Origin of the sequence: Streptomyces sp. NPDC091289 (genome assembly GCF_044757365.1) — a bacterium.
Lineage (GTDB): Bacteria > Actinomycetota > Actinomycetes > Streptomycetales > Streptomycetaceae > Streptomyces.
Map to the genome: position 1 here is coordinate 19,271 of NZ_JBIVUT010000003.1, position 22,839 is coordinate 42,109.

At 69.7% G+C, this 22,839-nt stretch carries 25 protein-coding genes; 12 read left to right on the forward strand and 13 right to left on the reverse strand.

The genetic code is table 11. From position 1 onward, the window contains the following. The first annotated feature begins 113 nt into the window (after positions 1-113). On the forward strand, positions 114-893 hold the full coding sequence (locus ACIQPT_RS04240; RefSeq protein WP_401152591.1) for a CPBP family intramembrane glutamic endopeptidase: 780 nt from the start codon (positions 114-116) through the stop codon (positions 891-893). 45 nt (positions 894-938) lie between these two features. On the opposite strand, the gene ACIQPT_RS04245 is transcribed toward ACIQPT_RS04240, so the two are convergent. The 5 genes from ACIQPT_RS04245 to ACIQPT_RS04265 all read right to left on the reverse strand — a co-directional run bounded on the left by ACIQPT_RS04245 (position 939) and on the right by ACIQPT_RS04265 (position 4,698). Further along, on the reverse strand, positions 939-1,760 hold the full coding sequence (locus ACIQPT_RS04245; RefSeq protein WP_401152592.1) for a PhzF family phenazine biosynthesis protein: 822 nt from the start codon (positions 1,758-1,760) through the stop codon (positions 939-941). Between the two features lie 251 nt (positions 1,761-2,011). After that, positions 2,012-2,266, reverse strand: a complete 255-nt coding sequence (locus ACIQPT_RS04250; RefSeq protein WP_401152594.1) for a hypothetical protein — start codon at positions 2,264-2,266, stop codon at positions 2,012-2,014. Then, positions 2,250-2,513: a DUF6400 family protein gene (locus ACIQPT_RS04255; RefSeq protein WP_401152596.1), complete on the reverse strand. Its 264-nt coding sequence runs from the start codon at positions 2,511-2,513 to the stop codon at positions 2,250-2,252. The genes ACIQPT_RS04250 and ACIQPT_RS04255 overlap by 17 nt, the downstream gene beginning before the upstream one ends. A 205-nt stretch (positions 2,514-2,718) precedes the next feature. Further along, the gene (locus tag ACIQPT_RS04260; protein ID WP_401152597.1) at positions 2,719-3,993 is read right to left on the reverse strand and encodes an MFS transporter; all 1,275 of its coding nucleotides are present in this window, start codon (positions 3,991-3,993) and stop codon (positions 2,719-2,721) included. A gap of 309 nt (positions 3,994-4,302) precedes the next feature. After that, positions 4,303-4,698, reverse strand: a complete 396-nt coding sequence (locus ACIQPT_RS04265) for a RidA family protein (protein WP_401152599.1) — start codon at positions 4,696-4,698, stop codon at positions 4,303-4,305. Positions 4,699-4,843: 145 nt separating this feature from the next. Here ACIQPT_RS04265 and ACIQPT_RS04270 point away from each other — a divergent pair, with 145 nt between their 5' ends. Then, positions 4,844-5,815, forward strand: a complete 972-nt coding sequence (locus ACIQPT_RS04270; RefSeq protein ID WP_401152601.1) for a helix-turn-helix transcriptional regulator — start codon at positions 4,844-4,846, stop codon at positions 5,813-5,815. A 101-nt stretch (positions 5,816-5,916) separates the two neighbouring features. On the opposite strand, the gene ACIQPT_RS04275 is transcribed toward ACIQPT_RS04270, so the two are convergent. The 3 genes from ACIQPT_RS04275 to ACIQPT_RS04285 all read right to left on the reverse strand — a co-directional run bounded on the left by ACIQPT_RS04275 (position 5,917) and on the right by ACIQPT_RS04285 (position 7,736). Then, positions 5,917-6,144 carry a DUF6243 family protein gene (locus ACIQPT_RS04275; protein ID WP_401152602.1) on the reverse strand — a complete coding sequence of 76 codons (228 nt, stop codon included), beginning with the start codon at positions 6,142-6,144 and terminating at the stop codon, positions 5,917-5,919. 239 nt (positions 6,145-6,383) lie between these two features. Beyond that, positions 6,384-6,743: an ArsR/SmtB family transcription factor gene (locus ACIQPT_RS04280; RefSeq protein WP_401152603.1), complete on the reverse strand. Its 360-nt coding sequence runs from the start codon at positions 6,741-6,743 to the stop codon at positions 6,384-6,386. Between the two features lie 9 nt (positions 6,744-6,752). Continuing rightward, the gene (locus ACIQPT_RS04285; protein WP_401152605.1) at positions 6,753-7,736 is read right to left on the reverse strand and encodes an IS481 family transposase; all 984 of its coding nucleotides are present in this window, start codon (positions 7,734-7,736) and stop codon (positions 6,753-6,755) included. Between the two features lie 214 nt (positions 7,737-7,950). Between ACIQPT_RS04285 and ACIQPT_RS04290 the strand changes: the two genes are divergently transcribed. Next, a complete protein-coding gene (locus ACIQPT_RS04290; protein ID WP_401152606.1) occupies positions 7,951-9,315 on the forward strand; it encodes an MFS transporter in 1,365 nt (454 codons plus the stop codon). Between the two features lie 43 nt (positions 9,316-9,358). Here ACIQPT_RS04290 and ACIQPT_RS04295 read toward each other — a convergent pair whose 3' ends face one another. Next, positions 9,359-9,901, reverse strand: coding sequence for a GNAT family N-acetyltransferase (locus tag ACIQPT_RS04295; protein WP_401152608.1), 543 nt, complete (start codon positions 9,899-9,901; stop codon positions 9,359-9,361). Between the two features lie 1,064 nt (positions 9,902-10,965). On the opposite strand from ACIQPT_RS04295, the gene ACIQPT_RS04300 reads away from it, so the two are divergent. The 5 genes from ACIQPT_RS04300 (at position 10,966) to ACIQPT_RS04320 (ending at position 15,824) form a co-directional block, all read left to right on the forward strand. After that, the gene (locus ACIQPT_RS04300) at positions 10,966-11,598 is read left to right on the forward strand and encodes a hypothetical protein (RefSeq protein WP_401153051.1); all 633 of its coding nucleotides are present in this window, start codon (positions 10,966-10,968) and stop codon (positions 11,596-11,598) included. A 608-nt stretch (positions 11,599-12,206) separates the two neighbouring features. Beyond that, a complete protein-coding gene (locus ACIQPT_RS04305) occupies positions 12,207-12,722 on the forward strand; it encodes a TnsA-like heteromeric transposase endonuclease subunit (protein ID WP_401153053.1) in 516 nt (171 codons plus the stop codon). 119 nt (positions 12,723-12,841) lie between these two features. Further along, positions 12,842-13,486 carry a helix-turn-helix domain-containing protein gene (locus tag ACIQPT_RS04310; RefSeq protein WP_401152610.1) on the forward strand — a complete coding sequence of 215 codons (645 nt, stop codon included), beginning with the start codon at positions 12,842-12,844 and terminating at the stop codon, positions 13,484-13,486. A gap of 452 nt (positions 13,487-13,938) precedes the next feature. Continuing rightward, positions 13,939-14,793, forward strand: a complete 855-nt coding sequence (locus ACIQPT_RS04315) for a Mu transposase C-terminal domain-containing protein (protein ID WP_401153054.1) — start codon at positions 13,939-13,941, stop codon at positions 14,791-14,793. Next, the gene (locus ACIQPT_RS04320; protein ID WP_401152612.1) at positions 14,790-15,824 is read left to right on the forward strand and encodes a TniB family NTP-binding protein; all 1,035 of its coding nucleotides are present in this window, start codon (positions 14,790-14,792) and stop codon (positions 15,822-15,824) included. The genes ACIQPT_RS04315 and ACIQPT_RS04320 overlap by 4 nt, the downstream gene beginning before the upstream one ends. A 921-nt stretch (positions 15,825-16,745) precedes the next feature. Here the strand turns inward: ACIQPT_RS04320 and ACIQPT_RS04325 are convergent. Beyond that, positions 16,746-17,240, reverse strand: a complete 495-nt coding sequence (locus ACIQPT_RS04325) for a hypothetical protein (RefSeq protein ID WP_401152613.1) — start codon at positions 17,238-17,240, stop codon at positions 16,746-16,748. 275 nt (positions 17,241-17,515) lie between these two features. Here ACIQPT_RS04325 and ACIQPT_RS04330 point away from each other — a divergent pair, with 275 nt between their 5' ends. After that, positions 17,516-18,124, forward strand: a complete 609-nt coding sequence (locus ACIQPT_RS04330; RefSeq protein WP_401152614.1) for a PadR family transcriptional regulator — start codon at positions 17,516-17,518, stop codon at positions 18,122-18,124. Positions 18,125-18,208: 84 nt separating this feature from the next. Here the strand turns inward: ACIQPT_RS04330 and ACIQPT_RS04335 are convergent, their stop codons facing one another. Both ACIQPT_RS04335 and ACIQPT_RS04340 read right to left on the reverse strand, forming a co-directional pair. Further along, positions 18,209-18,640, reverse strand: coding sequence for an SRPBCC family protein (locus ACIQPT_RS04335; RefSeq protein WP_401152616.1), 432 nt, complete (start codon positions 18,638-18,640; stop codon positions 18,209-18,211). Positions 18,641-18,719: 79 nt separating this feature from the next. Further along, positions 18,720-18,914, reverse strand: coding sequence for a hypothetical protein (locus ACIQPT_RS04340; protein WP_007455626.1), 195 nt, complete (start codon positions 18,912-18,914; stop codon positions 18,720-18,722). Between the two features lie 245 nt (positions 18,915-19,159). Here ACIQPT_RS04340 and ACIQPT_RS04345 point away from each other — a divergent pair, with 245 nt between their 5' ends. The 3 genes from ACIQPT_RS04345 (at position 19,160) to ACIQPT_RS04355 (ending at position 21,972) form a co-directional block, all read left to right on the forward strand. After that, on the forward strand, positions 19,160-19,702 hold the full coding sequence (locus ACIQPT_RS04345; protein ID WP_401152618.1) for a Clp protease N-terminal domain-containing protein: 543 nt from the start codon (positions 19,160-19,162) through the stop codon (positions 19,700-19,702). Between the two features lie 71 nt (positions 19,703-19,773). Further along, on the forward strand, positions 19,774-20,850 hold the full coding sequence (locus ACIQPT_RS04350) for an EamA family transporter (protein WP_401152619.1): 1,077 nt from the start codon (positions 19,774-19,776) through the stop codon (positions 20,848-20,850). 162 nt (positions 20,851-21,012) lie between these two features. Then, complete coding sequence (locus tag ACIQPT_RS04355; RefSeq protein ID WP_401152620.1) at positions 21,013-21,972, forward strand: DMT family transporter; 960 nt, start codon at positions 21,013-21,015, stop codon at positions 21,970-21,972. Positions 21,973-22,111: 139 nt separating this feature from the next. Here ACIQPT_RS04355 and ACIQPT_RS04360 read toward each other — a convergent pair whose 3' ends face one another. Then, the gene (locus ACIQPT_RS04360) at positions 22,112-22,807 is read right to left on the reverse strand and encodes a pyridoxamine 5'-phosphate oxidase family protein (RefSeq protein ID WP_401152622.1); all 696 of its coding nucleotides are present in this window, start codon (positions 22,805-22,807) and stop codon (positions 22,112-22,114) included. Positions 22,808-22,839: the final 32 nt, after the last annotated feature.

The window sequence follows — 22,839 nt, forward strand, 5'->3', positions numbered from 1 at the left end:
CCGGCCTGTCACGCATGATCTTCGTACCTGCATTCGAGACCCTAGCGGGACGGTGAGTGGGATGAGACGCGATTGCAGAACTAAAGGCGGGTGTACAGGTGGAGACCGGGCGCATGGCTGATTCTTTTCCTCAAGAGGCCGTGTCACGAAGGATTCTGCGGTCCGAGGTGGTGCTGGTCCTGGCGCTGTCGCTGGGTGCCAGCGCGGTGTCCTCCCTCATCAGTTTTGTCGGATCACTGACGAAACCGGGAGGTTTGAAGGATCAGGCGGCGAAGCTCAACGGTTCGTACGCTCCGGACCGTCCATGGCTTGATCTGTCATGGCAAATGTTCGGCATCGCAACGGCTCTGGTGCCGGTCGTGCTGGTCGCGCATCTGCTGATCCGGGAGGGAACGGGGCTGCGGGCCATCGGCTTCGACCGGGCCAGGCCCTGGTTCGACCTCGGCCGGGGGACCTTGGTCGCGGCCGGTATCGGTAGCGCGGGCCTGGCCTTCTACCTCGTGGCCCACGCCACCGGATTCAGCCTGACGGTCGTTCCCGAGTCGCTGCCCGATGTCTGGTGGAAGTACCCCGTACTGATCCTCTCGGCGATCCAGAACTCCGTGGTGGAGGAGGTCATCGTCGTCGGGTATCTGCTGCGCAGACTCGGGCAGTTGGGCTGGACGCCGATGGCCGCCCTGGTGGCCAGCTCCGTACTGCGCGGGTCGTACCACCTGTATCAGGGGATCGGCGGCTTCATCGGCAACGTGGTCATGGGCGTCGTCTTCGTGCTGCTCTACCGGCGTTGGGGCCGGGTGGGCCCGCTGGTCGTCGCGCACGCGCTCCTGGACATCGGGGCGTTCGTCGGATACGCGCTGCTCGCGGGCCGGGTCGACTGGCTGCCGACGCTTTGAGGGCGGGGCCCCGGGGGTGGTCGCCCCCCCCGGGCGGGCCCGCGGTCAGAGCGTGGTGAGCAGTTCGCCGTCGATCACCGTGACCGCCGTGCCGGTCAGCAGGGTGCGCTCGCCGCGCAGGGCGGTGCGGACCAGCCCCGAGCGGGCGGAGGCCTGGAGGCCGGTGAGGTCGTCGCGGCCGAGGCGGGCCGACCAGAAGGGTGCCAGCGCGGTGTGGGCGCTGCCGGTGACCGGGTCCTCGTCGATGCCGACGCCCGGGAAGAAGCCGCGCGAGACGTAGTCGTAGCCCCGGGCGGGGTCCTCGGCCGCGGCGGTGGCGATGACGCCGCGCCGGGAGTGGGCCGCCAGCGCGGCGAAGTCCGGGGCGAGCGCCCGTACGGTCGCCTCGTCGCGCAGCTCGACGAGCAGGTCGCCGATGTGCTCGCCGGTGTCGTGCACCGATACGGGATCGGCCCCGAGGGCGTCGGCGAGGCCGTAGGGCACCGGCTCCTCGGTCAGCGGGGAGGTCGGGAAGTCGAGGGTGAGGGAGCCGTCCGGGTGGGCGGTCGCGGTCAGGATCCCGCAGCGGGCGGTGAACCGCACCGGGCCCGTGGCCAGGCCCGTGGTGTGCAGGATGTGGGCGGTGGCGAGCGTCGCGTGCCCGCACATGCCGACCTCGGTGGCCGGGGTGAACCAGCGCAGCGCCCAGTCCGCCGGGCCGCCCGGCGGCAGCGGGTGGGCGAACGCCGTCTCGGAGAGGTTGACCTCGGTGGCGATCTCCTGAAGGCGTTCGGCGGCCGGGAACGCGTCGCGCTCCAGCAGGAGTACGCCGGCGGGGTTTCCGGAGAAGGGGCGGTCGGTGAACGCGTCGACGATGCGAATCCTCATGGGGCGACCGTAGGCCGCCTGCGCGGAGGTCGGCCAAGGCCAATTCCGGGTGCCTGGCCCCTGCTCGCTCCTGCGGCCCTGTGACCGATGGACATGAGCGACGTCCTGGAGGAGAGCCACCGGCAGGACGCCCGTGCCGACGCGCTGCTCCTCGGTCCCGGTCGTCCAGGGCCGCGGCAGGCGGCTCTTCCCCGACGGCTAAGAGGTTCCCCGGCTGCGGCTCCTGGAATCGAGGGCGTTCCGCAGCGGGGTCACCCTCCAGCGGTACGCCCCGGCCTGAGCTCGGCCGGCGTACGGCCGGGCCGGGTGTCGAGCGACCAGGTGTGTGTGCAGCCGGGGCACTGGAGGTGCAGGACCGGACCGTTGTTGGAGATCAGATAGCGCCAGTGCTCGCCGCAGGTGCGGCGGTCCGCGCAGGTCGCGCAGTGGCGGGCGTCGTCGCAGGCGGGGCAGGCCACCCAGGCGCGGCGGGCGATGTCCGCCTGCGGATCAATGGGCAGCCGCACGGCCCGGATCCTCGTCCGGCAGGACACCGGCGGCCACCAGCCGGTCGTAGGTGCGCTGCTGATCGGCGTCCAGGCCCGAGTAGAGCAGGGCGTAGGCCGCGTTCTCGCTGCGGAGAGCGGCCACCGGATCCCAGTCGGGCCCCAGCGCGGCGACGACCTCGGCCCGTCGCCGCGCTTCCTCGAAGGTCAGATCGATGGTGAAGGGAGTGAGCTCGGCTGTCCCGTCCTGATTCAGGGGTGCGTTCATGGCTGCTCTTCCGGTGCGGGGGGTGAAACCTCACCATCTGTACCAGGGTTCCGCAGCGGCAGGGAAGGGTGACCTAAGTCGCCCGGTGGGGCCGCGGCCCCACCGTCCCGGGGGCGTGTCATCGGATCGGTGGGCCGGGGCGGGCGGTTGCCCGTACGGGGCGCTCATGGCGGCCCGGCCCGCGGGCGCGGCCCTGTGGCGCACGTCATATCGGGAGCCTCCGTCCCAGGCGGGCGAGCGGGGACACGGCCATCAGGAGCGGGGACAGCATCATGCCCGCGGTCGTCGCCAGGAGCCCGGCCCGCAGGCCCCACTCCTGCGCGAGGAAGCCGCCGAGCAGCGAGCCGAGCGGGGTGAACCCCATGCCGACGAACGTGATCGTCGCGGCCGCACGCCCCTGCATTCCGTCCGGTGTGACGGCCTGCCGCACCGACATGACCGTGACGTTCACCAGCTGGCTGAAGGTCCCGAACACGAAGTTGGCGGCAAGGAGCGCGAGGACCGTCGCGGCCGAGGAACCGTGCAGTGCCGGTACGCAGAGCAGCGCCCCGTTGCCGAGCACCGCCGCCGACACGAGCACCACGCCGTGGCCGTACCGCCCCGGCAGCCGTGCGGCCAGGACCGAGCCCAGGAGCGCGCCCGGCCCGGTCGCCGCGAGAGCGAGGCCGACGGTGGCGCCCGCCAGATGCAGTTCGCGCGGGAGGAAGAGCAGGTAGACGGTCATCGTGGCCGCGAAGGAGAACTGGAAGGCGGCCGAGGCGAGGCACACGGCCCGCAGCCAGGCGTTCCCGGCGACGAAGCGCAGGCCGTCGTGGATCCGGTGCCGGACCCGAGAGGTGCGTTCGGGCCGCTCGTGGTGCTCCGCAACCGGCGCCATGCGCTCCGGTACGGGTACGGGTTCGGGTCGGCGGATCCGCCGCAGCGACCCGAACGACACCGCGAAGAACAGCGCGCCGGAGGCGATGGCGACCGGTGCCGACAGCAGTGACACCAACGCACCACCGAGCGCGGGGCCGCCGATCTGCGCCGCGGACCGGCTGCCTTCCAGCGCGCTGTTGCCCCGTACGAGCTGATCGCGCCGCACCATCCGTACGAGAGAGGCCTGATACGCCACGTCGAAGAGCACGGACAGAGCCCCCACGGTGAACGCGACCACGAACAGCGCGGGCAGGCCGAGCAGTCCGAGGAGACCGGCCACGGCCGCCGCGCCCAGTGCCACGGCGCGGGCGGCGTCGGTGAGCACCATCACTGTGCGGGCCCGCCACCGGTCCACCCACGCACCGGCGAGGAGCGAGAGCAGCAGGACCGGCGCCTGCCCCACGGCGCGGAGGACGCCCAACCGGCCCGCGCCCGCGTCGAGCGCCAGGACGGCGAAGAGCGGCAGAACCACGAGCATCGTGTGTTCGCCGAGCTGGGAGGCGGTCTGGCCCACCCAGAGCCTGCGGAAGTCGGCGTCCCGCCACAGGGAAGAGGAGGGCAAGGGGGAATCCGAATCCGAATCCGAAGGGGAAGGGGAAGGGGGAGGGGACTGCACAGAAACCCCTGGGGTCGCCGGGAACGAGAACCGCCGCCCGGCGCGCGTGAAAGCGCACCCGGGCATCGGGCGGGTAGGGCTCGCTGTGCCGCGACCTCAGGGGCAGCACGCGATGACGGGCCGGTCTCGGCCTACGACGTCAGCGCGCGCTCGGACGACCGGGCATGTCTCTCCGCTCCTGGTGGTTCGGTATGCGTCGCACGGAACGCTAGCGCTCGGCGGGCGGGGGCGAAAGGCGATTACGGGGAGGCCGCATCACGCGACGGCGGTGCCCTCGAGTTCGACCAGCTGGCCGGGGACCGCCAGTCGCGTCACCCCGAGCATGGTGCTGGCCGGCGCCACCCCGGCCGCGCCCAGCCGCCCCGCCAACGCCCCGTAGTGCTGGAAAAGCAGATCGACGTCGGTCGTGTAGACGTTGAGGCGGACCAGGTTCGCGAGGGACATGCCGGCCTCGCCGAGCACGGCCTCCAGGTTGTCGACGCTCAGCGTCAACTGCGCCGCCATGTCGCCGTCGTGCTGGGGCTTGCCTTCGGCGCTCATCGCGGTCTGCCCCGAGATGTACAGGGTCCGTTCCTGCCCGGAGACCACTTCACCCTGGTTGAACCCCAGGTCCACCGACCACGTCACCGGGTTGACGGCTGTTCGTTCCATGGCCACTTCAGCTCCATTCGATTCATTCGGTACAAGGGGAGTACGTACGTCCATCGGCTCGGCCGTCGCCGGCTTCGATGTCGTGCTGGGGAGCCTGCCAACAAATGACGACACCCTTGGTCATGTATTTCGCTACCGTTCCCGCATGCGCGCCGACCGATTGGTCTCGCTGGTCCTGCTGTTGCGTCAGCGCGGCCGGCTGTCCGCGGCCACGCTGGCCCGTGAGCTGGAGGTCTCCACCCGTACCGTGCTGCGCGACATCGAGGCGCTGTCCGTCGTCGGGGTCCCGGTCTTCGCCGAACGCGGCCGGCACGGCGGCTTCGCTCTGCTGCCCGGCTTCCGGACCGAGCTCACCGGGCTGAATCACGACGAGGCCCTCGCCCTGCTGGCCGCCGGATCAGGGCGCGGGGAGCAGGTGTTCGGCCTCGGGTCCGCGCTCGCCTCGGCCATGCGGAAGGTGGTCGACGCGCTGCCCGAAAGCCATCAGGCCACCGCGAGCGACGGGGCCCGACGGTTTCTCGTCGACCCGGAGACCGACCTGCTCCCACGCCGGGCCGTCGCCGACGAGGTGCCCGGCGCCGCCATGATCGAGGTCCGTCGCGCCGTGCTCGCCGGACACAAGCTGCGCATCCACTACGCGGCCACGGGCCAGCCGCCGCAGTGGCGCACGGTGGACCCGATCGGCCTGGTCACCGTACGGGACCGGGGGTATCTGCTGGCGACGAGAGCCGGCGCGGACCGCACCTACCGTCTGTCGCGCGTGCTGGCCGCCGAGGAGCTCCCCGAAACGGCACAGCGGCCGGACCGGGTCGATCTGGACCGGATCTGGCGGGAACGTTCCGCGCGGTTCCTCTCCGAGGACCACATCACCGTGCTGGTACGGGTGGACCCGGCGCGGCGGGAGGAGCTGCTGGACACCGTGCTGACCGTCCGCGCGGAAGGCGTCGACGCGGACGGCCGACCGCGGCTGGAGGTCACCTTCCAGGATTCACGGCACGCCGAATGGGCGCTGTGGCGGCTCGGCACGGATGTGGAGGCCCTGGCCCCGCAGTCCCTGCGCAGCGCCCTGCGCGACCGCGCCGCGACGCTCGCGGCCCGCTACGGAGACGCGCCCTGAGTGAGCTGCCCGGCCGGACAGGATCACGGCAGCAGGGCCCGGACCGCGCGTCGCGGTCCGGGCCCTGCTGCCGTGCGGTGCCGCCCCGCGGCGGCGGTGCGTCAGCTCTGTGCGGTGTCGTCCCCCGGCTGCCCGGCGCTCTCGGCCGCGCCCGCGTCTGCGGCTGCCTTCTCGCGCATCTTGCGCACGAGCTCCGCCTTCTGGTCGGCCGCACCCTGGCGGTCGCGGTTGCGGTGCGGGCCGTTGTTCTGCCGTTCGGCGCGGGACAGCCGCTTGCGCTGGCCGCCGCCCTGGCCCACGGGGTTGTTGATGTTCTTGCTCACGGTCACGGGTTCTCCCGGTAATGAAGTGAAGTGATCTACGGATTCATCGGTGGGGGACGGGCGGCGACGTCGAAGGACGTCAGCGGCGGCCCATCACGCTCGCACGCGTAGATCGGCGTCTGGAATGACAAAGACGTTACCCGGTTCCGCCGGTCCCGCACACCAACCCTTCCGCCGCCCCGCCGTCGGTGTCCTGTCGCATTGAACGTTGAGCGATCTCACTGAAGTTTGAGCGGCGGCGGGAGTCAGTCGTGGGCGGCGGCGCCGGTGACGCGGTGATCGGCGTGACTGAGGGCCTCGATGACGAGTCGGCGCAGGTGCCCGTCCGTCAGTCGGTAGACGACGTGTCGTCCCTCGCGGCGCGTGTCGACCAACCCGGCCAGTCGCAGTTTCGCCAGGTGCTGGCTCACCCCGGTCCGTGATGCGGCGCAGCGCTCGCTGAGGGTGCCGACGTCGGCCTCTTCCTGGGCGAGCAGCCACAGCAGGTGCAGGCGGGTGGAGTCCGCGAGTAGCGCGAACACCCCGGCGGCCTCGGACAGCCGCCTCTCGTCAACTGCTTGCTGGTGCGCAGATGACGCAGGTGAAGGTTGCTTGCTGATGGACATTCCCACACCCTAGGTGTATTGGCCCGGAGGGTTGTTGACGCGGGTGATGGGTGGTTGGCCGTTGAGTGCGGTGTGGCTGCGGTGGTGGTTGTAGGTGTGGAGGAAGTCTGCCAGGGCTGCTGTGCGTTCGGTGTTGGAGGTGTAGGGCCGGAGGTAGGCCCATTCCTCCAGGAGCGTGCGGTTGAAGCGTTCGACCTTGCCGTTCGTCTGTGGCCGGTAGGGCCGGATCTTCTTGTGGGCGATGCCGGCCGTGGTCAGGGCTTGGGTGAAGAGTTTGGACTTGTAGCAGGAGCCGTTGTCGGTCAGGACTCGTTCGACGGTGATGCCGTGGGCGGTGAAGAACGTCTGGGCCCGCTGCCAGAAGGCGATGGCGGTGTGCTGGCGTTCGTCGGTGAGGGCTTCGCTGTAGGCCAGGCGGGAATGGTCGTCGACGGCGGAGTGGATGTAGCTGTAGCCGATCACCGGATGGGAACTCTTGCGTGCGACGGTGGTGGCGATCTTGTTGTCCATGGCCCGGCGGCGGTCCATGATCCTGTGGCCGCCGCCGTCGGGGATGTTGCCGAGCTTCTTGATGTCGACGTGGATCAGCTCGCCGGGCCTGTCCCGCTCGTAGCGGCGGACCGGCTGGCCGGTGGGTCGGTCCAGCCAGGCCAGGCGGTTCAGTCCGTGGCGGACCAGGATCCGGTGGACTGTCGAGGCCGGCAGGCCCAGGATCGGGCCGATCCGGGCCGGCCCGAGCTTCCGGTCGGCCCGAAGACGGCAGACCACGGCCTCGATCGTGGCAGGCGTGCGGTGCGGGGTCGTGTGCGGCCTGCTCGGGCGGTCGGCCAGACCGGCTTCGCCCTCGGTCCTCCAGCGACGAACCCACTTGTGGGCGGTGGGCCGGGATATGCCCATCTCGGCCGCGACGTGCGCGAGAGGGCGGCCGGACTGGACGCGTTCGACCGGAATCCGCCTGCCGTGAACCGTCAGGCGGGCATTACGGTGGGACACGAGGGCCTCCGTGCGGTGAAGATTCGACACCTCCACCACACACGGGGGCCTTCGCCATGATCAAGCCCCACCAGCGTTAACAACGCTCGTGATCACTACACCTAGGCCGCGCTCGGTCTTGCGCGGCCACCCATCCCGTCAATATGTGCATACCTGCGCACATGATTGGTATGTTCGGGAGGCGGGGGCGTTCCTCGCAGCGAGGGGGATCCGCATGCTCACAGTGTTGCGCAACCGCGTCTACCGGCACTTGTTCACCGCACACGTCGTTGCCCTGGCCGGCACCGGGCTGGCCACGGTCGCTCTCGGACTGCTCGCTTACGACATCGCCGGACCGCGCGCGGGATCGGTGCTCGGTACGGCGCTGGCCATCAAGATGGTGGCTTACGTGGGCCTGGCGCCGGTGATCGCCGCGCTGGCCGAGCGGGTGCCGCGCCGGGCCGTCATGGTCTGGTCGGACGTCGTGCGCGGGGGTGTGGCGCTCGCTCTGCCGTTTGTGGATCAGGTCTGGCAGGTCTACGTGCTTGTTTTCGTCCTGCAGGCGGCCTCGGCCGCGTTCATGCCGGCGTTCCTGGCTGTCGTCCCCGACGTTCTGCCTGACGAGCGCGACTACACCCACGCTCTTTCGCTGTCGCGGTTGGCCTACGACACCGAAAGCCTCTTCAGCCCGGCCCTCGCTGCGGCACTGCTGACAGTCACGACGTACAACTGGCTGTTCCTGGGGACCGCGATGGGATTCGCGGCCTCCGCGATCCTGGTCCTCTCCGCCGTTTTGCCCAAGCGCGCTGCGGCGGCCGGCACGCGGCACCAGGAAGGAGTCCAGGGCAGGGTGACGGCGGGGATCCGACTTCTCCTCGGGGCGCCCGCGCTGAGTTCCCTGCTCTGGATGGATCTCGCGGTCGCGGCGGGCGGCGCGCTCGTCCTGGTCAACACCGTCATCTACGTGCGCGGTCACCTGACTCTGGCGGCGGGCGACGTGGCCCTCGCGCTTGGCGCTTACGGCGGCGGCTCCATGATTGTGGCCCTGTTCCTCCCCCGCCTCCTGAAGCACGTTCCTGACCGAAGGGTAATGCTCACCGGGGTTCTCGCCCTTCCGGGCGTCTTCGCAGGAGCCGCCCTGATCACCGCAGCAGGCACCGGAGACTGGCGCTGGCCCGCCCTGCTCACGATCTGGGCCGCGTTCGGCGCTGCCGGCTCTCTGGTCCTGACCCCGGTCGGGAAGATCATCAGGCAGTACACGTCCCCCGAGCACCGCACGGCCGCCTTCGCGGCGCACTTCTCCCTCTCACACGCCTGCTGGCTCGCCACCTACCCACTCGCCGGATGGCTCGGCGCCGCCGTCGGCCTCCAAGCGGCCGTGCTGGCCCTGACCGCCGTCGCGCTCGCCGCTGCGGTCCTCGCCGTCCGCTCCTGGCCCGCCGACTCCGCAGAAGCCCCGGCGGCGGTTGCACGCAGCGAGGACGCGCACGTCCACGCCAATCTGCCCGCGACACACCCCCACCTGGCGGACGCCGTGCTCGCCCCCGGCGGCTTTCGCCACCACCACGCCCCCCGGGCAGACCATCTCCATGCCGCGTGAGGGCACGTACGTGCGCCGCGCACAGGAGCACCGCGGCGGCGATTCACAACGGGGACAGCAGCATGAGCACCTCGTCACGGTCATCGTCCGGACCGAGCCGCAGAGCCCCGGGCCAGCGTCCGATCTCCTTCCAACCGAGCCGTCCGTAGAACTCCTCCAGCCCCACCCCTGCGCGGGCGGCGAGATGGAGCTGCTCCAAGCCCATCTCCTTGCGAGCAAGGGTGCGAACCTCCCGCATCAACTGCATTCCGAGTCCGCGGCCACGTACCGCAGGGCGCGTCTGCACGTGGTGCACGGTCCCCCAGTGCTGTACGAGTTCGAATGGATCGCGGCGCACATTCAGCCAGCCCGCCAGCTCCCCCTCGACGTGAACGAGGAGCAGCCGGTTCGTCTCCGGCGCCAGGGCCTCCACGATCGCCTCGACGGCCGACGCCGTCTGCGCAAGGTCCACGGGAGGGAACGGGAAGCCTGCGGCGCCCCCGGCATTGGTCACCTCGACCCAGCAGGACGCCAGCTCCTCGACGAGAGAAGCGGATACCTGCTCCGGGGCGGTCAGCTGGACGAAGTGGGCAGCGGTCTCGATCACCGAGGGATCTTGGCACGCCCGCTGCTGCACACGCCAGGCCCAGGCCGGGGTCCGGTTCCGTTGCGGTGGGACGCGGTGGCCAGTCCTGCAACAGGAGCAGGCTTCCCGGTCACCTTCGGCAGCAGGCGGAACCGCTAGGTCCGCGAGTGAGGAGTCGTGAGACCAGGCCGGCCCACGGTCCGCGTTCACCAGGCTGATGGAGGACGTCACTACAACCCCCGCGCCCAGAAGCGTTCGCCGCTCAAACTTGAATGAGACAAACCTGCCGGTCACCAAGGTTCAGTGAGAACGCTCAATCTTCAGTGCGACAGGACACCAACCACCTCACCGTCACCGAGGTACTGGCAGTACTGCCCACCTGGTTCTCCACGAAGACCAACGACCTCGACGACCGAGCCCAGCACCACAGGCTCGCCCCAGCAGCCGCCCAGGCCCTGCACGAACTCGCTCACCTCACCAGCACCACACCCGCCGGCCTGGCTCGCGCGCTCCCCGCCTTCGGCACCGACGAGAGCCCCGTCAGGGCCACGACCGCCTGCCACCGGTGCACGGCCCGTCTCTCGGCATCCGCGAGCCCGTTCCCGTCCACCTTGCGATTCACCACAAGGTCTGCACACGGCACGGAATCTGGCTCAGCGATCTCGGAGAACCCCACCTCGACCTCTCCATATGCCCCGAGATCACCACCGCCCAGCGCCGGATGAACCGCCTCCTACGCCGCTTCACACCCAGCAACTCACCCTCGCCCACCAAACCGCGATCGAAGCCGTCCCACCCTGGGCGGCCTCCCCAGCCGCAGTCCCGCCCCACTGGAGATTCCGGCTCCTCGCACTACAGACCCACCATCACCATCGCGGTATCCCGACCGACCTCGATACCTACACACACGCCGCGATCTACCCCGACGCCATCGAACTCGCCGCAGCAGCACTTGTTGGTGAACACCCGTACCTGCTCAGTACGGTACGAAAGAGCACAGCTCCCTTGGCCGAGATGAGGGGTGCTCGGCGTAATCGGGAGGCGATGCAGGCGCGGGATGCGGAACACTTCGCCGGGTGATCGAGATGCAGCCCGTCCTGGAGATGTACGCACCCGACGGCTTCGACCTCTGGCCTGTCGCCGAGGTCGAGTCGTTTGGCTTTCTGCCCCTCAGTGGTGAGCTGTCACCCGCTGAGGTCGGATCGGCGGTGATGCGCATCGCCAGTTGCAATGACGTCGACCCCGACGGCGACCGCCCGCCTCGTCCGGCCGACGCACTTGACTCATTCCTTCACGGACTCCTGACGTTCGACAACCTCTTCGCCGCCGGCGGCCTGCGGGTCACCGACAACTCCACAGGCGTCACCTTCCTACCTGGCTGCTGTGATGGACTGGAGGACTGGCGCGACTGGCACCAGTTCATCGACGACGGCAGTCTGCTCGGTTTCGGCCACGACCCCGTGTCACCAGTTGCGGAGCGCTTCGGCAACACCGTCCGGCTCACTGTCAACGCCGAGCAGAGCGACAGTCCGGTGATCGAGGTGTCCGTCTCTGAGCTCCACAACCTGCTCGCCGGTGCCGAGCGCGACCTGGCCGACTTCCTAGCGTTGGCCGCCGATTGGGCCTCCAGGAACCTGCCCGGCAACTGCGCTCCCGTCACAGCCGCCCTCGCCCGCGTTGTCGACCTTCCCGCGCCAGCCATACCGCCGGAGGCGTAGGACGACGGGCCTGGCTTCGCCGGCCAAAGCGGGGCCTTGGATTGTCATAGTGTGCGGCGCGGTGAGCATGTTCGCGTGTACCTGCCTGGGACTTCGCCGTGTACGCCGACAGCACTCGCCAAACATTCTCACGATTCAGCAAGATCCACTGGCGAGAACTCTCCGCATCTCCGAATGGTCGTACCCGTGAGTCACGGTCACTTCGCCACTCAAGATTCCTCGTCGCAGGTCAGGGCTACCGCGTCAGGGACGACTCGGTTGACCCGTCTCAGTGAAGGTGGGCTGTTTCTCAGCGAAGAAGGCCGGGTGCCCGTTAGTTTCACCGAAGTTGGGCCGATCGGTGTCTGATCTGGTGGGGGCGTCGTGGGGGCACCGGTTGGTGCGTTGGCTGCTGCTGAGCTTGAGGGCTTTGAGCTGGAATTTTCTCTGAACGGTACGAGCGTCCGGCATGCGCTGGGAGCGAGCTGGGACACACGCTTCGAGGATGTTGAGCCGGTTCGGGAGTTCAGCTGGCGCAAGGGCGGTCTGGGGTTCGCGGGGTGGTACTACTCGGTGACTGTTCATGATCACGTGGGTTCGAGTCGTGGTTGGAGCGCGATCGGCTGATCTTGTCCGACCGTGATCCGCAGGTCGCGGCGATCATCTCTCAGCCGTTCTGGCTGCACTGGAACACTGCGGAGGGGAAGCGTCGTCACGCCCCTGACTACTTCGTTCGGCTGGCTGACGGGCGGGTCCGAATCGTGGACGTCCGAGCCGAGGACGACATGGATGACAGGACGCATGAGGCATTCGCTGCCACCGAACGCGCCTGTTCGAAGGCGGGGTGGGAGTTCGAGTGGGCGGGCAGGCCCGATTCGGTGTTCATGGCGAACGTCCGCTGGCTGGCCCGGTATCGCCGGGCTCGGTCCGGGAGCCCGGCCGCGATCGCGGACCGGCTCCTGGACGTGTTCGGCGAGCCGAAGGTGATGTGGCAAGGGGCCGAGCTGGCGGGCGACCGGTTGCAGGTCCTGCCGGTGCTGTTCCACCTGCTGTGGTCCGGAGTCCTGGAGACAGACCTGGTGGGAGGGCTGATGGAGACCGACAGCCTGGTCTGGGCGAAGGGAGCCAGGCAGTGGGCAGGCTGAGGCGCCCACCGGCTCTGGCGGTCGGGGAGAGGGTTCGGTTCGACGGGCAGGTGAGAGGTGTCCTGCAGATCACGGCCCAGGCCGTGGTCCTGGAGGACGCCGAGGAGTCCCACCGGGTAGTGGCCCTGATCGATCTGTTCGAGGCGGACGGATTCGAGGTGCTGTTCCGCCCGGAGCGGATGCCGCTGCCCGCGTCCGGGCTTCTGGAGACCTTCCCGTCGGAGACCGTGAAACAGGCATTGTGGGTGGAGGGCCACATTCTGGAGGTCATCCACGGGCTACCGCCGGACGCGGAGCCGGGAACTGCTCCACGCCCTGGCTACGGCCCGGGGACGTCAGTGACCTCGCTACAGAGGCAGAAGGCAGCCGAACTGACCGAAGCCGGCTACACGGTGGCTGCCAAGACGATCGGCAACTGGCGGCGCCGCTATGCGACGGACGGCCTCGTCGGGCTGGCGGACCATCGTCCGGTCCGCAAACGGCCGGAGTACGGGACAGTGGATCCAGCCGTCGTCGACGCGATGCGTCAGGCGATCAAGGAGGCCGTCGACACCTCGACCAGGAACGGCGCCTACCTCATCTGGCGAACGAGCGAGATCCTGCGGCAGTCACACCGGGAAGACGACGGCCCAGAGCCTGCGTGGCCGTCCAGACCCACCTCTACCGTCTGCTGGCGAAACTCGCGACCGGCACTCACACCACCGGATCGGCGGCCACCCGCCGCTCGAAGGCCCACGGAGCGACCGCACCGTTCGGGGAACTGACGGTGTCCGCGCCGGGCGAGGTCGTCCAGATCGACTCCACCCCTCTGGACGTCATGGTCCGGCTGGACAACGGCGTGATCGGCAAGGTCGAGCTGACCGCCATGATCGACGTTGCGACCAGGACTCTGTCGGCGGCCGTGCTGCGTCCCTCCACCAAATCGGTGGATGCCAGCGTGCTACTGGCCCGCACCGTCACCCCGGAGCTGATGCGGCCAGGCTGGGTCGATGCACTCAAGATGTCCTGGTCCGTGCTGCCGCACCGCCGCCTGCTGCCCTTGGACGAACGCCTGGAACACGCCGCAGCCAAACCAGTGATCGTTCCCGAGGCGATCGTCTGCGACCACGGCAAGGTGTTCATCTCCCAGAACTTCCGGGCCTCCTGCCGGTTCCTGGAGATCGACTTCCAGCCCACACACAAAGGGGCGCCCTTCGAGAAGGGTCACATCGAGAAGATGCTGGGCTCGATCGCCACCCTGTTCACTCAGTTCCTACCGGGGTACACCGGCCGCAACACCGACCATCGCGGCCGACGCCCCGAGCAGGAGAACCTGTGGCCGCTGCCCGAGCTCCAGGACCTGCTTGACGAGTGGATCGTTGCCCACTGGCAGAACCGGCCCCACGAGGGCCTGCGCGACCCTGACCACCCAGGCCGGCTGTTCACGCCGAACCAGAAGTACGCCGCTCTGGTCGAGTCCTGCGGCTACGTCCCGGTCGCCCTCAGCGGCCAGGACTACATCGAGCTCCTGCCAGCAGCCTGGCGGGCCGTCAACGCCTACGGCATCCGGATCAACAACCGCACCTACGACAGCCCCGAGCTGGGTCCGATGCGCCGACAAGGTTCCGGCGTCGCCGCCAAACGCGGACTCTGGGAGGTCCACCGCGACCCCTACGACGCCTCCCGCGTCTGGGTCCGTGATCACGGAGGCGACGGTGTCTGGGTCCAGGCGACCTGGAAGTACCTGAACCGGTCCCCGGTCCCCTTCGGCGACCTGGCCTGGGACCACATCAGCCACCAACTGCCCAAGGCCACCGAGGAAGAACTCGCAGAGGCGGTCGCCGCCCTGCTGACCCGCGCCCACGCCGGTCCCGTCCCGGCGACCAAGGGCAGCAAGAAAGACAAGCCGTCCAAGAACGACCGCCGGATCGCCGCCAGGACCAGAGCCACTGCGCCGACGGCGCCACCGCCGCAGCCCGAACCACTGGAAGAACTCGCCTCCGAGGGACCGGTGGAGGACGAGGAGACGCTGGCCGAAGTGATCCCGCTGGGACTATTCGACCCGCTCGAGGACCCCTGGAGACGATCGTGACAACACTTCCGGACAATCCGCACGAGGACTTCGGCCGCTACCTGACCCTCCGGACCGGCTGGCGCGAGTTCGTCGCATCGTTGACCCGCGAGCCGATGGTCCGGCTCTCCCAGGCTGAGTACGACGCGCTCACCAAAGAGGACAAGTACGCCTACGACGAGGACCGGCTCGACCACCACGCCCGCCTTCAAGTGGTCGCCACCTCCACCGTCCGGCACACCGTCACCTGCGGCCGCCGCCTCATCATCTTGAACCGGGGTTCGATCAGTGCCCGCCGCGGCCTGATCGTCTCCGGCCCGGCCAACACCGGCAAGACCATCGCGCTCACCCAGCTCGGCCTGGCCCACGAACTCGTGGACCGGCGCCGCCACCCGGGACAGGACGAACGCATACCGGTCATCTACATCACAGTCCCGCCGGCCGCGACACCCCGCATGATCGCCGCTGAGTTCGCCCGATTCCTCGGCCTGCCGGTCCTGCGCAGTTCGAATATCACCGACCTGATCGAGGCCGTGGTCGGAGTCTGCACCAAGGCCCGCACCGGCCTGGTGCTGGTCGACGAGATCCACAACATCTCCCTGCAAACCCGCCACGGCGCCGAGGCTTCGGACACCCTGAAGTACTTCTCCGAGCGGATCCCGGCGACCTTCGCCTACGCGGGCATCGACATCGAGGAAGGCGACCTGCTCTCGGGCACCCGCGGTGACCAGATCGCCGGACGCTTCACCTCGGTGGCCACCCACCCGTTCCCCTACAACGCGGAATGGAAGGCCTTGGTCGCGCAGATGGAAGCCAACCTGCTGCTGGACCAGCACAAGCCAGGCACGCTGACCCGCCTGGACCGCTTCATCCACACCCGGACCGGCGGCATGATCGGCACCCTCTCCCACCAGATCCGCGGAGCGGCCGTCGACGCCATCCTCACCGGCACGCAGAAGATCACCAAAGCCGGTCTGATGGCGGTCGACCTCGACATCGCCTCACGACGCAGGCGCCCAAAGGGTCCCTCGACACCGGAACCCGGGGAATGACCACTGAGGACGATCTGGCGGTCGCCCGGCTCCCCTTCCAGATCCGCCCCATCGCCGGTGAAGGGGGCCCGTCTTTCATTACCCGCCTGGCCCACGCGAACCAGCTGCCACCCGCCTACCTGCGGAAGTTCCTCGCCAAGCCGCCGCTGCACCGCGGCACACCCTCATGGGGCCGCCTCGCCGCCGTCACCGGCCGCGACCCCGACTTCCTGCGAGTGACGCTGGAGACGAGACAGTGCAGAGAATGCGGCACCGACCTTCCGCCCTCCAGCGCGTTCGGCCGGCGGGCCTTCCGCTGCTCGGCCCGCTGCCGCATGCGCATCTCCCGTAAGCGCTACACCAAGGCCCCATGCGGGATCTGCCAGAAGCCGATGAAGATCCAGTTCGGCCAGCGTCACCGACTGTGTTCCTCGCTCTGCCGCCGAACGGCCTACCTCATGCGTCAGAGCGGTCCGCCCGCCGACGACGGCGAAGGGCCGACAGAGCGCGTCTGCCTCGCATGCGATCGCCCCTTGCCGGTCGGATCGCACACCTCCCGCCGCACTTGCTCATCCCGCTGCCGGCAGCAGGTTGTCCGCTGGAACCAGCCCACTGAGCCGGAACAACCTCCCTCCATGGCATGCGCGTTCTGCGGGACCACGATCCGCCCTGGACCCTCCGCCTCGCCACTTCGCCGCTGGTGCTCAAACCGATGTCGGCAACGGGGATACCGGAGGCTCGGCCCGACCACCTACTTCGAGCCGCTGACCTGCGAAAACTGCCAGAACCCCATCGAGCGAGGACCGTCCGGCAGGGCCCGCCGCTGGTGCTCACGCCGATGCTGGTATCAGGCCCGGACACGTCACGCGCCACCATGGGCAGGGACCGATGGCCGCCCGCAGACACCTGCTTGTTCATAGGCAACCAGGTGTCTCGCGACCGTCAGAAAGTGCCGAAGAAGCGGTGCCACCAACTGGGACGCTGGACATGCCAGGGCAGTTGGCTCGGTCCGTCGTAATCGCTCTCCACAAGTTCTTCGGGAAGAACCGCATAGGCAAGGTCGTCCAAGGCCCGACTGACCTTGCGGAGATCATCAGAATGCAGATGCCCCTCGGCTTGAGCCTCATCCGTGCCCAGGAAAGCTCCAGGGTTGTCTGCGCAGATGAGGGCAAGTGATCCGAACTTGCTGATGCAGACCACTATCCGAGTCCCACAGGTTGTCGCTTCTGCGGGCACAACGACGCGCCCGTACTCGCTGGAGTCCTGAGTGTCCTGCTCAGTGGCGCACTGAGTCGAGAGGTCGCCCTCCAGTCGTTTGACCAGGCCATCGAACAGAACGGCGGTCCCGCTGCGGTCGTACTCTCGCGGCCGCTCCAGCCAATTCGGATCATCAAGTTCTCGCAGCAACATCAGCAAATCTGCTCGGCTTCCCGTCACCAGCACATCCTCGCCCGAGATCTGCCTCTGGATCTACGGCTGGAGCACCTCTGTGCGTCCCGCAGCCACCGGCGACCCACCCACCTTCGATGAGACGGACAGCCAAGAGGCGCGCCTTCGCTGAGACAGACCCGCGTCCGCCTAACTTCGCCGAGACGCAACCCACCTTCGCTGAGACAAATCAGTCGGCGATGGCGGCCCGTTCATTGCCATCCGATAGTTTCCGATATATCGTTGACGCATCGCGACAGATCAACGATGGAAGGAGCGTAGAGATGCGTTCACACGGACATGGATACGAGCACGGGCCGGGGCACTACGGGCCCGGGCATCACGGTCGGGGCGAGGGTGACGGTCGTCGGGCCGCGTTCGGGCCGTTCGGGCCGCCGTTCGGTGGTGGGCCCTTCGGTGGCGGACGCGGTCGGGGCGGCGGCGGTCGGGGGAGGGCGCGGCGCGGTGACGTGCGGGCGTCGATCCTGGCTCTGCTGAAGGACCGCCCGATGCATGGTTACGAGATGATCCAGGAGATCGGCGAGCGCAGCGGCGGGGCCTGGCGGCCCAGCCCCGGCTCCGTCTATCCGACGCTCCAGCTGCTGGAGGACGAGGGTCTGATCGTCAGCGCCAGCGAGGGCGGCAAGAAGCTGTTCACGCTCACCGACTCCGGACGGAGCGAGGCCGAGACCGGCCCCGAGGCTCCGTGGGAGGAGGTCGGGCGCGGTGTGGACTGGGAGGGCGTCAACGAGATCCGGCAGGCCGGATTCGGTCTGATGGAGGCGTTCGGGCAGGTCTGGAAGACCGGCTCGGCCGATCAGCGGCAGAAGGCGCTGACGGTCATCAACGACGCGCGCAAGAAGCTCTACCTGATCCTCGCCGACGAGCACTGAGCCGTGCGTGAAGCAGGGTATGGGGAAGGCCCCGCGGGATGATGATTCCGCGGGGCCTTTCGTGTGCCGTGCGGCCGGGTGCGATCAGGGGGTGACGAGCCCGCCGAGTTTGCGCAGCGACTCCTGGAGCGCCGCCGTCGCGGAGTCCTTGAGCTTGCCGCCCATCAGGGAGACCGCCGCGCCGGTGAACTCCCCGTCGATGCGCATCGTCGTGGCGTCGCCCTCCGGGGTCAGCGAGTACCGCATGGCCAGATTGACCCCCATCGGGCCCTTTCCCCGGGTCGCCAGCAGGCGGCCCTTCTCCAGCTCGTCGACTGTCCAGACCACCTCGGCCGGGAAGCCCATGAGCTTCATGTTCTCCTCGTAGGTGGCCGCGAGCTCCAGTTCGGCCGGGCCGCCCCGGGGGAAGCTGGTGTGGGTGGCGTTCCACTCCCCGTACGACGAGAAGTCCGTCAGGCGGTCCCAGACCTTCTCGGCGGGTGCCTCGATGCGTGCCTCGGCGCTGACTTCAGCCATGCGACCACCCCTGGTTCGTCCGGTTTCGGTGTCGCGGAACGTAGCGGCAGCCGCGCCAACATTCAATACTGATGAACCGTCAGATCTGTTGGGGCTGCCGGTTCCGCCAGATCACCGCGGCGTCGAAGCGGTCCGACGCGCGGGGGTGGGGGCCCTCGTCGTGGCAGTGGAAGGCCGTCCAGAAGAGATCGGCGGGCAGGGCGTCGTCGGGTGCGTACACGCGGTAGACGTACTGCAGCCCGTCCTGGGCGAGCAGAGCGACCATCCAGAACACCCGTTCCTCCCCTCCCGTCTCCGCCGTGTGCGCTGTGGCGTGAGGGACGTACGCGCGGGGGCCGGCGGTTGCCGCGGGGGCGTGCGATGCAAGGCGGCGCGCGCCCCGGGGCGACATGGTTGTGCCTTTCGGCACGATCTCATCCGCAAGGATGACGGACCGCTCTGGCGTCCCCAACTTCGGTGGGATGCCCAATGGGTCGCTCCGGGGATGTCTTCCGGCCACCGGACTGATGGGGTAGAGGTGTGCAAAACCGGACGCCGCGCATGCCTGAACAGCTCGCACCCAACCACGCCGAACTCGATGCCCGCTTCACCGTGGAACTGGCATCGGTGCTGACGGGTGCGCGCAGGCGTGCGCTGCGCGACGGGGACCGGCACATCGACACCGCCCACCTCCTGCACTCGCTGATCGAGACGGACCCCGAAGTCCGCGAGGCCTTCGACGGCGGGCCGCAACTGGCCAGGGTGCTCGGCTATCTCGTGCAGCGCAGCATCGGCTACGGGCTCCGCTGGCAGGGCTCCGTCGAGGACTCCGGCGCCGTTCCGGTGGTGCGTGACCCGGCCGTCGACGGCTGGTCGCCCTCCGCTCTCGCCGCGATGGAGGGCGCGCTGCACCGTGCCGCGGCGCGCGGCGAGGCGCGCGCCGCCGGTCTCGATCTGCTCGCCGCGCTGGCGGCCGACGCCGAGTCGCGTGCGGTGGAGGTGCTCTCCCGCGGGGGCGTGGACGCGCGGTGGCTGGCGGACCGGGTGGCCGTGCTCACGGCCGAGGCGGCACGGCATGGGTGAATCGGCGGGGGCGCCGTCTCGACAGGTGTCACGAGGGTGACGGTGCTGTCGACTGCTGCCATGATGTGCCGATGCACGCGTCTTCGGGGTTTCAGGGCAGAAGCGCCGGGCTGGGCCTCGCCCTGGTCTCGGCCTTTGCGTTCGGCGGTTCGGGAGTGGCGGCCAAGCCGCTGATCGAGGCGGGGCTCGACCCGCTGCACGTGGTCTGGCTGCGTGTCGCGGGCGCCGCCGTCATCATGCTCCCGGTCGCCTGGCGCCATCGGAACCTCGTACGGGAACGTCCCGCCCTGCTCGCCGGATTCGGCCTGTTCGCCGTGGCCGGGGTCCAGGCGTTCTACTTCGCCTCGATCTCCCGTATTCCGGTGGGAGTGGCGCTCCTGGTGGAGTATCTGGCGCCCGCGCTGGTTCTCGGCTGGGTCCGCTTCGTACAGCGCAGGCCCGTCACCCGGGCCGCCGCGCTCGGTGTGGTGCTGGCGGTCGGCGGCCTCGCCTGCGTCGTCGAGGTGTGGGCCGGGCTCAGTTTCGATCTCCTCGGGCTGCTGCTGGCCCTCGGCGCCGCCTGCTGCCAGGTGGGCTACTTCGTTCTCTCCGACCATGGAGGCCAGGACGGCCAGGACGGCCAGGACGGCCGGGACAGCCGGGACGGCAAGGGGGGCCGGGGCGGCGAGGGCAGGCACGCCGAGCCTCCGCATCCCGTCGGCGTCATCGCGTACGGACTGATCGTCGGCGCGGCCGTCCTCACCGTCGTCGCCCGCCCCTGGGGCATGGACTGGTCACTGCTCGGCGGCAGCGCGGCCATGAACGGCAACGAGGTCCCCGCCTGGCTGCTGCTCGGCTGGATCGTGCTGCTCGCCACGGTCCTCGCGTACGCCACCGGCGTCGTCTCGGTCCGGCTGCTCTCGCCCCAGGTGGCCGGGGTCGTCGCCTGCCTCGAAGCGGTCATCGCGACCGGACTCGCCTGGGTACTCCTCGGCGAGCACCTCTCCGCGCCGCAGCTCATCGGCGGGTTCGTGGTCCTGACCGGTGCGTTCATCGCCCAGTCCGCCGCGCCGAAGCCCCCGTCGGGTCCCGTGGCCGCCGGGGGCGGCACCGCCGTGGTGGCCGAGGCCGTCGAGGGCGAGTTGTCCGGCGGCCGTGCCCCGCATTAGTGTGCCGACCATGCATCTGACTGTGCTGCCGCCGCCTGTCGGCTAGAGCGGGCGGCCACTCCTGACGAAGACCGGGCTCGGGCAGTCCCCGAGCGGTTCGTCGCTGCCCGCGTGCGGAGCCGAGCGACCTGCCGTCACCCTGTCCTCCTCTGGAGAAGTCACATGTCCACCTCTGTTGCTTCCGCGCTGCCCGTCGGGCGGAGCATGCTGTATCTCGTCGTCGCCGGTGTCGCCTGGGGCACCGCCGGCGCGGCCGCGTCCCTGATCTTCCGGGTCAGCGATCTCGGCCCCCTCGCCCTGTCCTTCTGGCGCTGCGCCGGCGGCCTCGTCCTGCTCGCCGGGGCGCTCGCCCTGCGGCCCCGCCGGGCGCCCCGGGAGCCCGAGCCGCGGCGTCGCCGGCTGCTCCGGATCCTCGGCACCGGCATCGGTCTCACCGTGTTCCAGAGCGCGTACTTCGCGGCCGTCGAGGCCACCGGCCTCGCCGTCGGCACCGTCGTCACGCTCGGCGCCGGGCCCGTCCTGATCGCCCTCGGGGCGCGCCTGCTGCTGGGCGAACGCCTCGGCAGGGGCGGCCTGGCCGCCGTGACCGGCGCGCTGACCGGGCTCGCCGTGCTGGTCCTGGGCGGCGAGGGCGGCGACGTCGTGCCGGCCGGGGTGCTGCTGGCGCTGCTGTCCGCCTCCGGGTACGCGGCGATCACGCTGCTCACCCGGTGGCTCGGGCGGGACGGCGACGGCGGTGACGCGCTGACCACCAGCGCCTGGGCGTTCGGCATCGGAGCGGTGGGTCTGCTGCCCATGGCCCTGGCCGAGGGGCTGGTGCCGCACACCGCCGAGACCGGGCAGGTGCTGTGGCTGCTGTTCTATGTGGCGGCGATCCCCACCGCGCTCGCCTACGCGCTGTACTTCGCCGGAGCGGCCGCCGTCAGGGCGGCCACCGTCTCCGTGATCATGCTCCTGGAGCCGGTGAGCGCGGCCGTCATCGCGGTGACCGTCCTGCGGGAGCGGCTGACGGCGGCCACGGTTCTCGGCACGCTGCTCCTGCTGACCGCCGTGGCCGGACTGGCCCTCGCGGAGGCGCGCGGCGCGGCGGTCGCCCGCCGGAAGGAAGTCCTGGCGGTGTGACGGGGCCCTGCCCGACGGGCGGTGGCCGTGGCGGTGTGACGGCCGCCGCCCGTCGGGGGCGGTGCGACGGGCCGCCCCGGCGGTGGCCGCCCCGGCGGTGGCCGTGCCGGTCGCGGCAGTCGTGGCTGCCGCGACCCCGTCAGAGTGCGGACAGATAGTCCGGTACGCCGATGGCCGGGTCCAGGTCGTCCGCGGGGACCGGCGTCGCGTAGCCACGGGTGAGCGGCACGATGCCGGTCCAGTGGGGCAGCGCGCCGTCCTCGGGCTCGTCGTTGGGCCCGCCGGTGCGGACCTTCGCGGACACCTCGTTCAGGTCCAGCCGGATCACCGCCGTCGAGGCGAGTTCCTTGGCGTCGGCCGGCCGGGAGTCGCGGGAGCGGCCGGGCACGACCTGGTCCACGATCGCGTCCAGGGCGAGCCTGCGCTCCTCGGGGTCGGTCACCGGCACGGCCGTGCCGTGCACCACCACCGAGCGGTAGTTCATCGAGTGGTGGAAGGCGGACCTGGCCAGCACGAGGGCGTCGACATGGGTGACCGTCAGGCAGACCGGCAGCCCCGGATCCGCGCTCTTCGCCGACCGCAGCGGTCGCGAGCCCGTCGAACCGTGGACGTACAGCCGCTCTCCTATCCGGCCGAAGAGGGTCGGCAGGACGACCGGGGCGTCGTCGCGCACGAAGCCCAGGTGGCAGAGGAAGGCCTCGTCGAGGATCGAGTGGACCAGCTCGCGGTCGTAGGAGGCGCGCTCCTTGGACCGGGTGGGGACCGTGCGATCGGTGGGAAGGTAGGGGGCGGCGACGCCGGAGCCCGTGCCGTCGGGCGTTGCGGTGTGCTGCATTGCGTACTCCATTGCACTAGTGCATACTGTTG

What these genes read in the sequence shown, in the direction of transcription:
- ACIQPT_RS04245 (WP_401152592.1), bottom strand. Translation starts at nt 1,760, where the DNA reads ATGAGGATTCGCATCGTCGACGCGTTCACCGACCGCCCCTTCTCCGGA.
- ACIQPT_RS04350 (WP_401152619.1), top strand. Translation starts at nt 19,774, where the DNA reads ATGCACGCGTCTTCGGGGTTTCAGGGCAGAAGCGCCGGGCTGGGCCTC.
- ACIQPT_RS04270 (WP_401152601.1), top strand. Translation starts at nt 4,844, where the DNA reads ATGCGCGCCGACCGATTGGTCTCGCTGGTCCTGCTGTTGCGTCAGCGC.
- ACIQPT_RS04240 (WP_401152591.1), top strand. Translation starts at nt 114, where the DNA reads ATGGCTGATTCTTTTCCTCAAGAGGCCGTGTCACGAAGGATTCTGCGG.
- ACIQPT_RS04315 (WP_401153054.1), top strand. Translation starts at nt 13,939, where the DNA reads ATGCTGGGCTCGATCGCCACCCTGTTCACTCAGTTCCTACCGGGGTAC.
- ACIQPT_RS04335 (WP_401152616.1), bottom strand. Translation starts at nt 18,640, where the DNA reads ATGGCTGAAGTCAGCGCCGAGGCACGCATCGAGGCACCCGCCGAGAAG.
- ACIQPT_RS04290 (WP_401152606.1), top strand. Translation starts at nt 7,951, where the DNA reads ATGCTCACAGTGTTGCGCAACCGCGTCTACCGGCACTTGTTCACCGCA.
- ACIQPT_RS04360 (WP_401152622.1), bottom strand. Translation starts at nt 22,807, where the DNA reads ATGCAGCACACCGCAACGCCCGACGGCACGGGCTCCGGCGTCGCCGCC.
- ACIQPT_RS04265 (WP_401152599.1), bottom strand. Translation starts at nt 4,698, where the DNA reads ATGGAACGAACAGCCGTCAACCCGGTGACGTGGTCGGTGGACCTGGGG.
- ACIQPT_RS04300 (WP_401153051.1), top strand. Translation starts at nt 10,966, where the DNA reads ATGCAGCCCGTCCTGGAGATGTACGCACCCGACGGCTTCGACCTCTGG.
- ACIQPT_RS04355 (WP_401152620.1), top strand. Translation starts at nt 21,013, where the DNA reads ATGTCCACCTCTGTTGCTTCCGCGCTGCCCGTCGGGCGGAGCATGCTG.
- ACIQPT_RS04330 (WP_401152614.1), top strand. Translation starts at nt 17,516, where the DNA reads ATGCGTTCACACGGACATGGATACGAGCACGGGCCGGGGCACTACGGG.
- ACIQPT_RS04255 (WP_401152596.1), bottom strand. Translation starts at nt 2,513, where the DNA reads ATGAACGCACCCCTGAATCAGGACGGGACAGCCGAGCTCACTCCCTTC.
- ACIQPT_RS04280 (WP_401152603.1), bottom strand. Translation starts at nt 6,743, where the DNA reads ATGTCCATCAGCAAGCAACCTTCACCTGCGTCATCTGCGCACCAGCAA.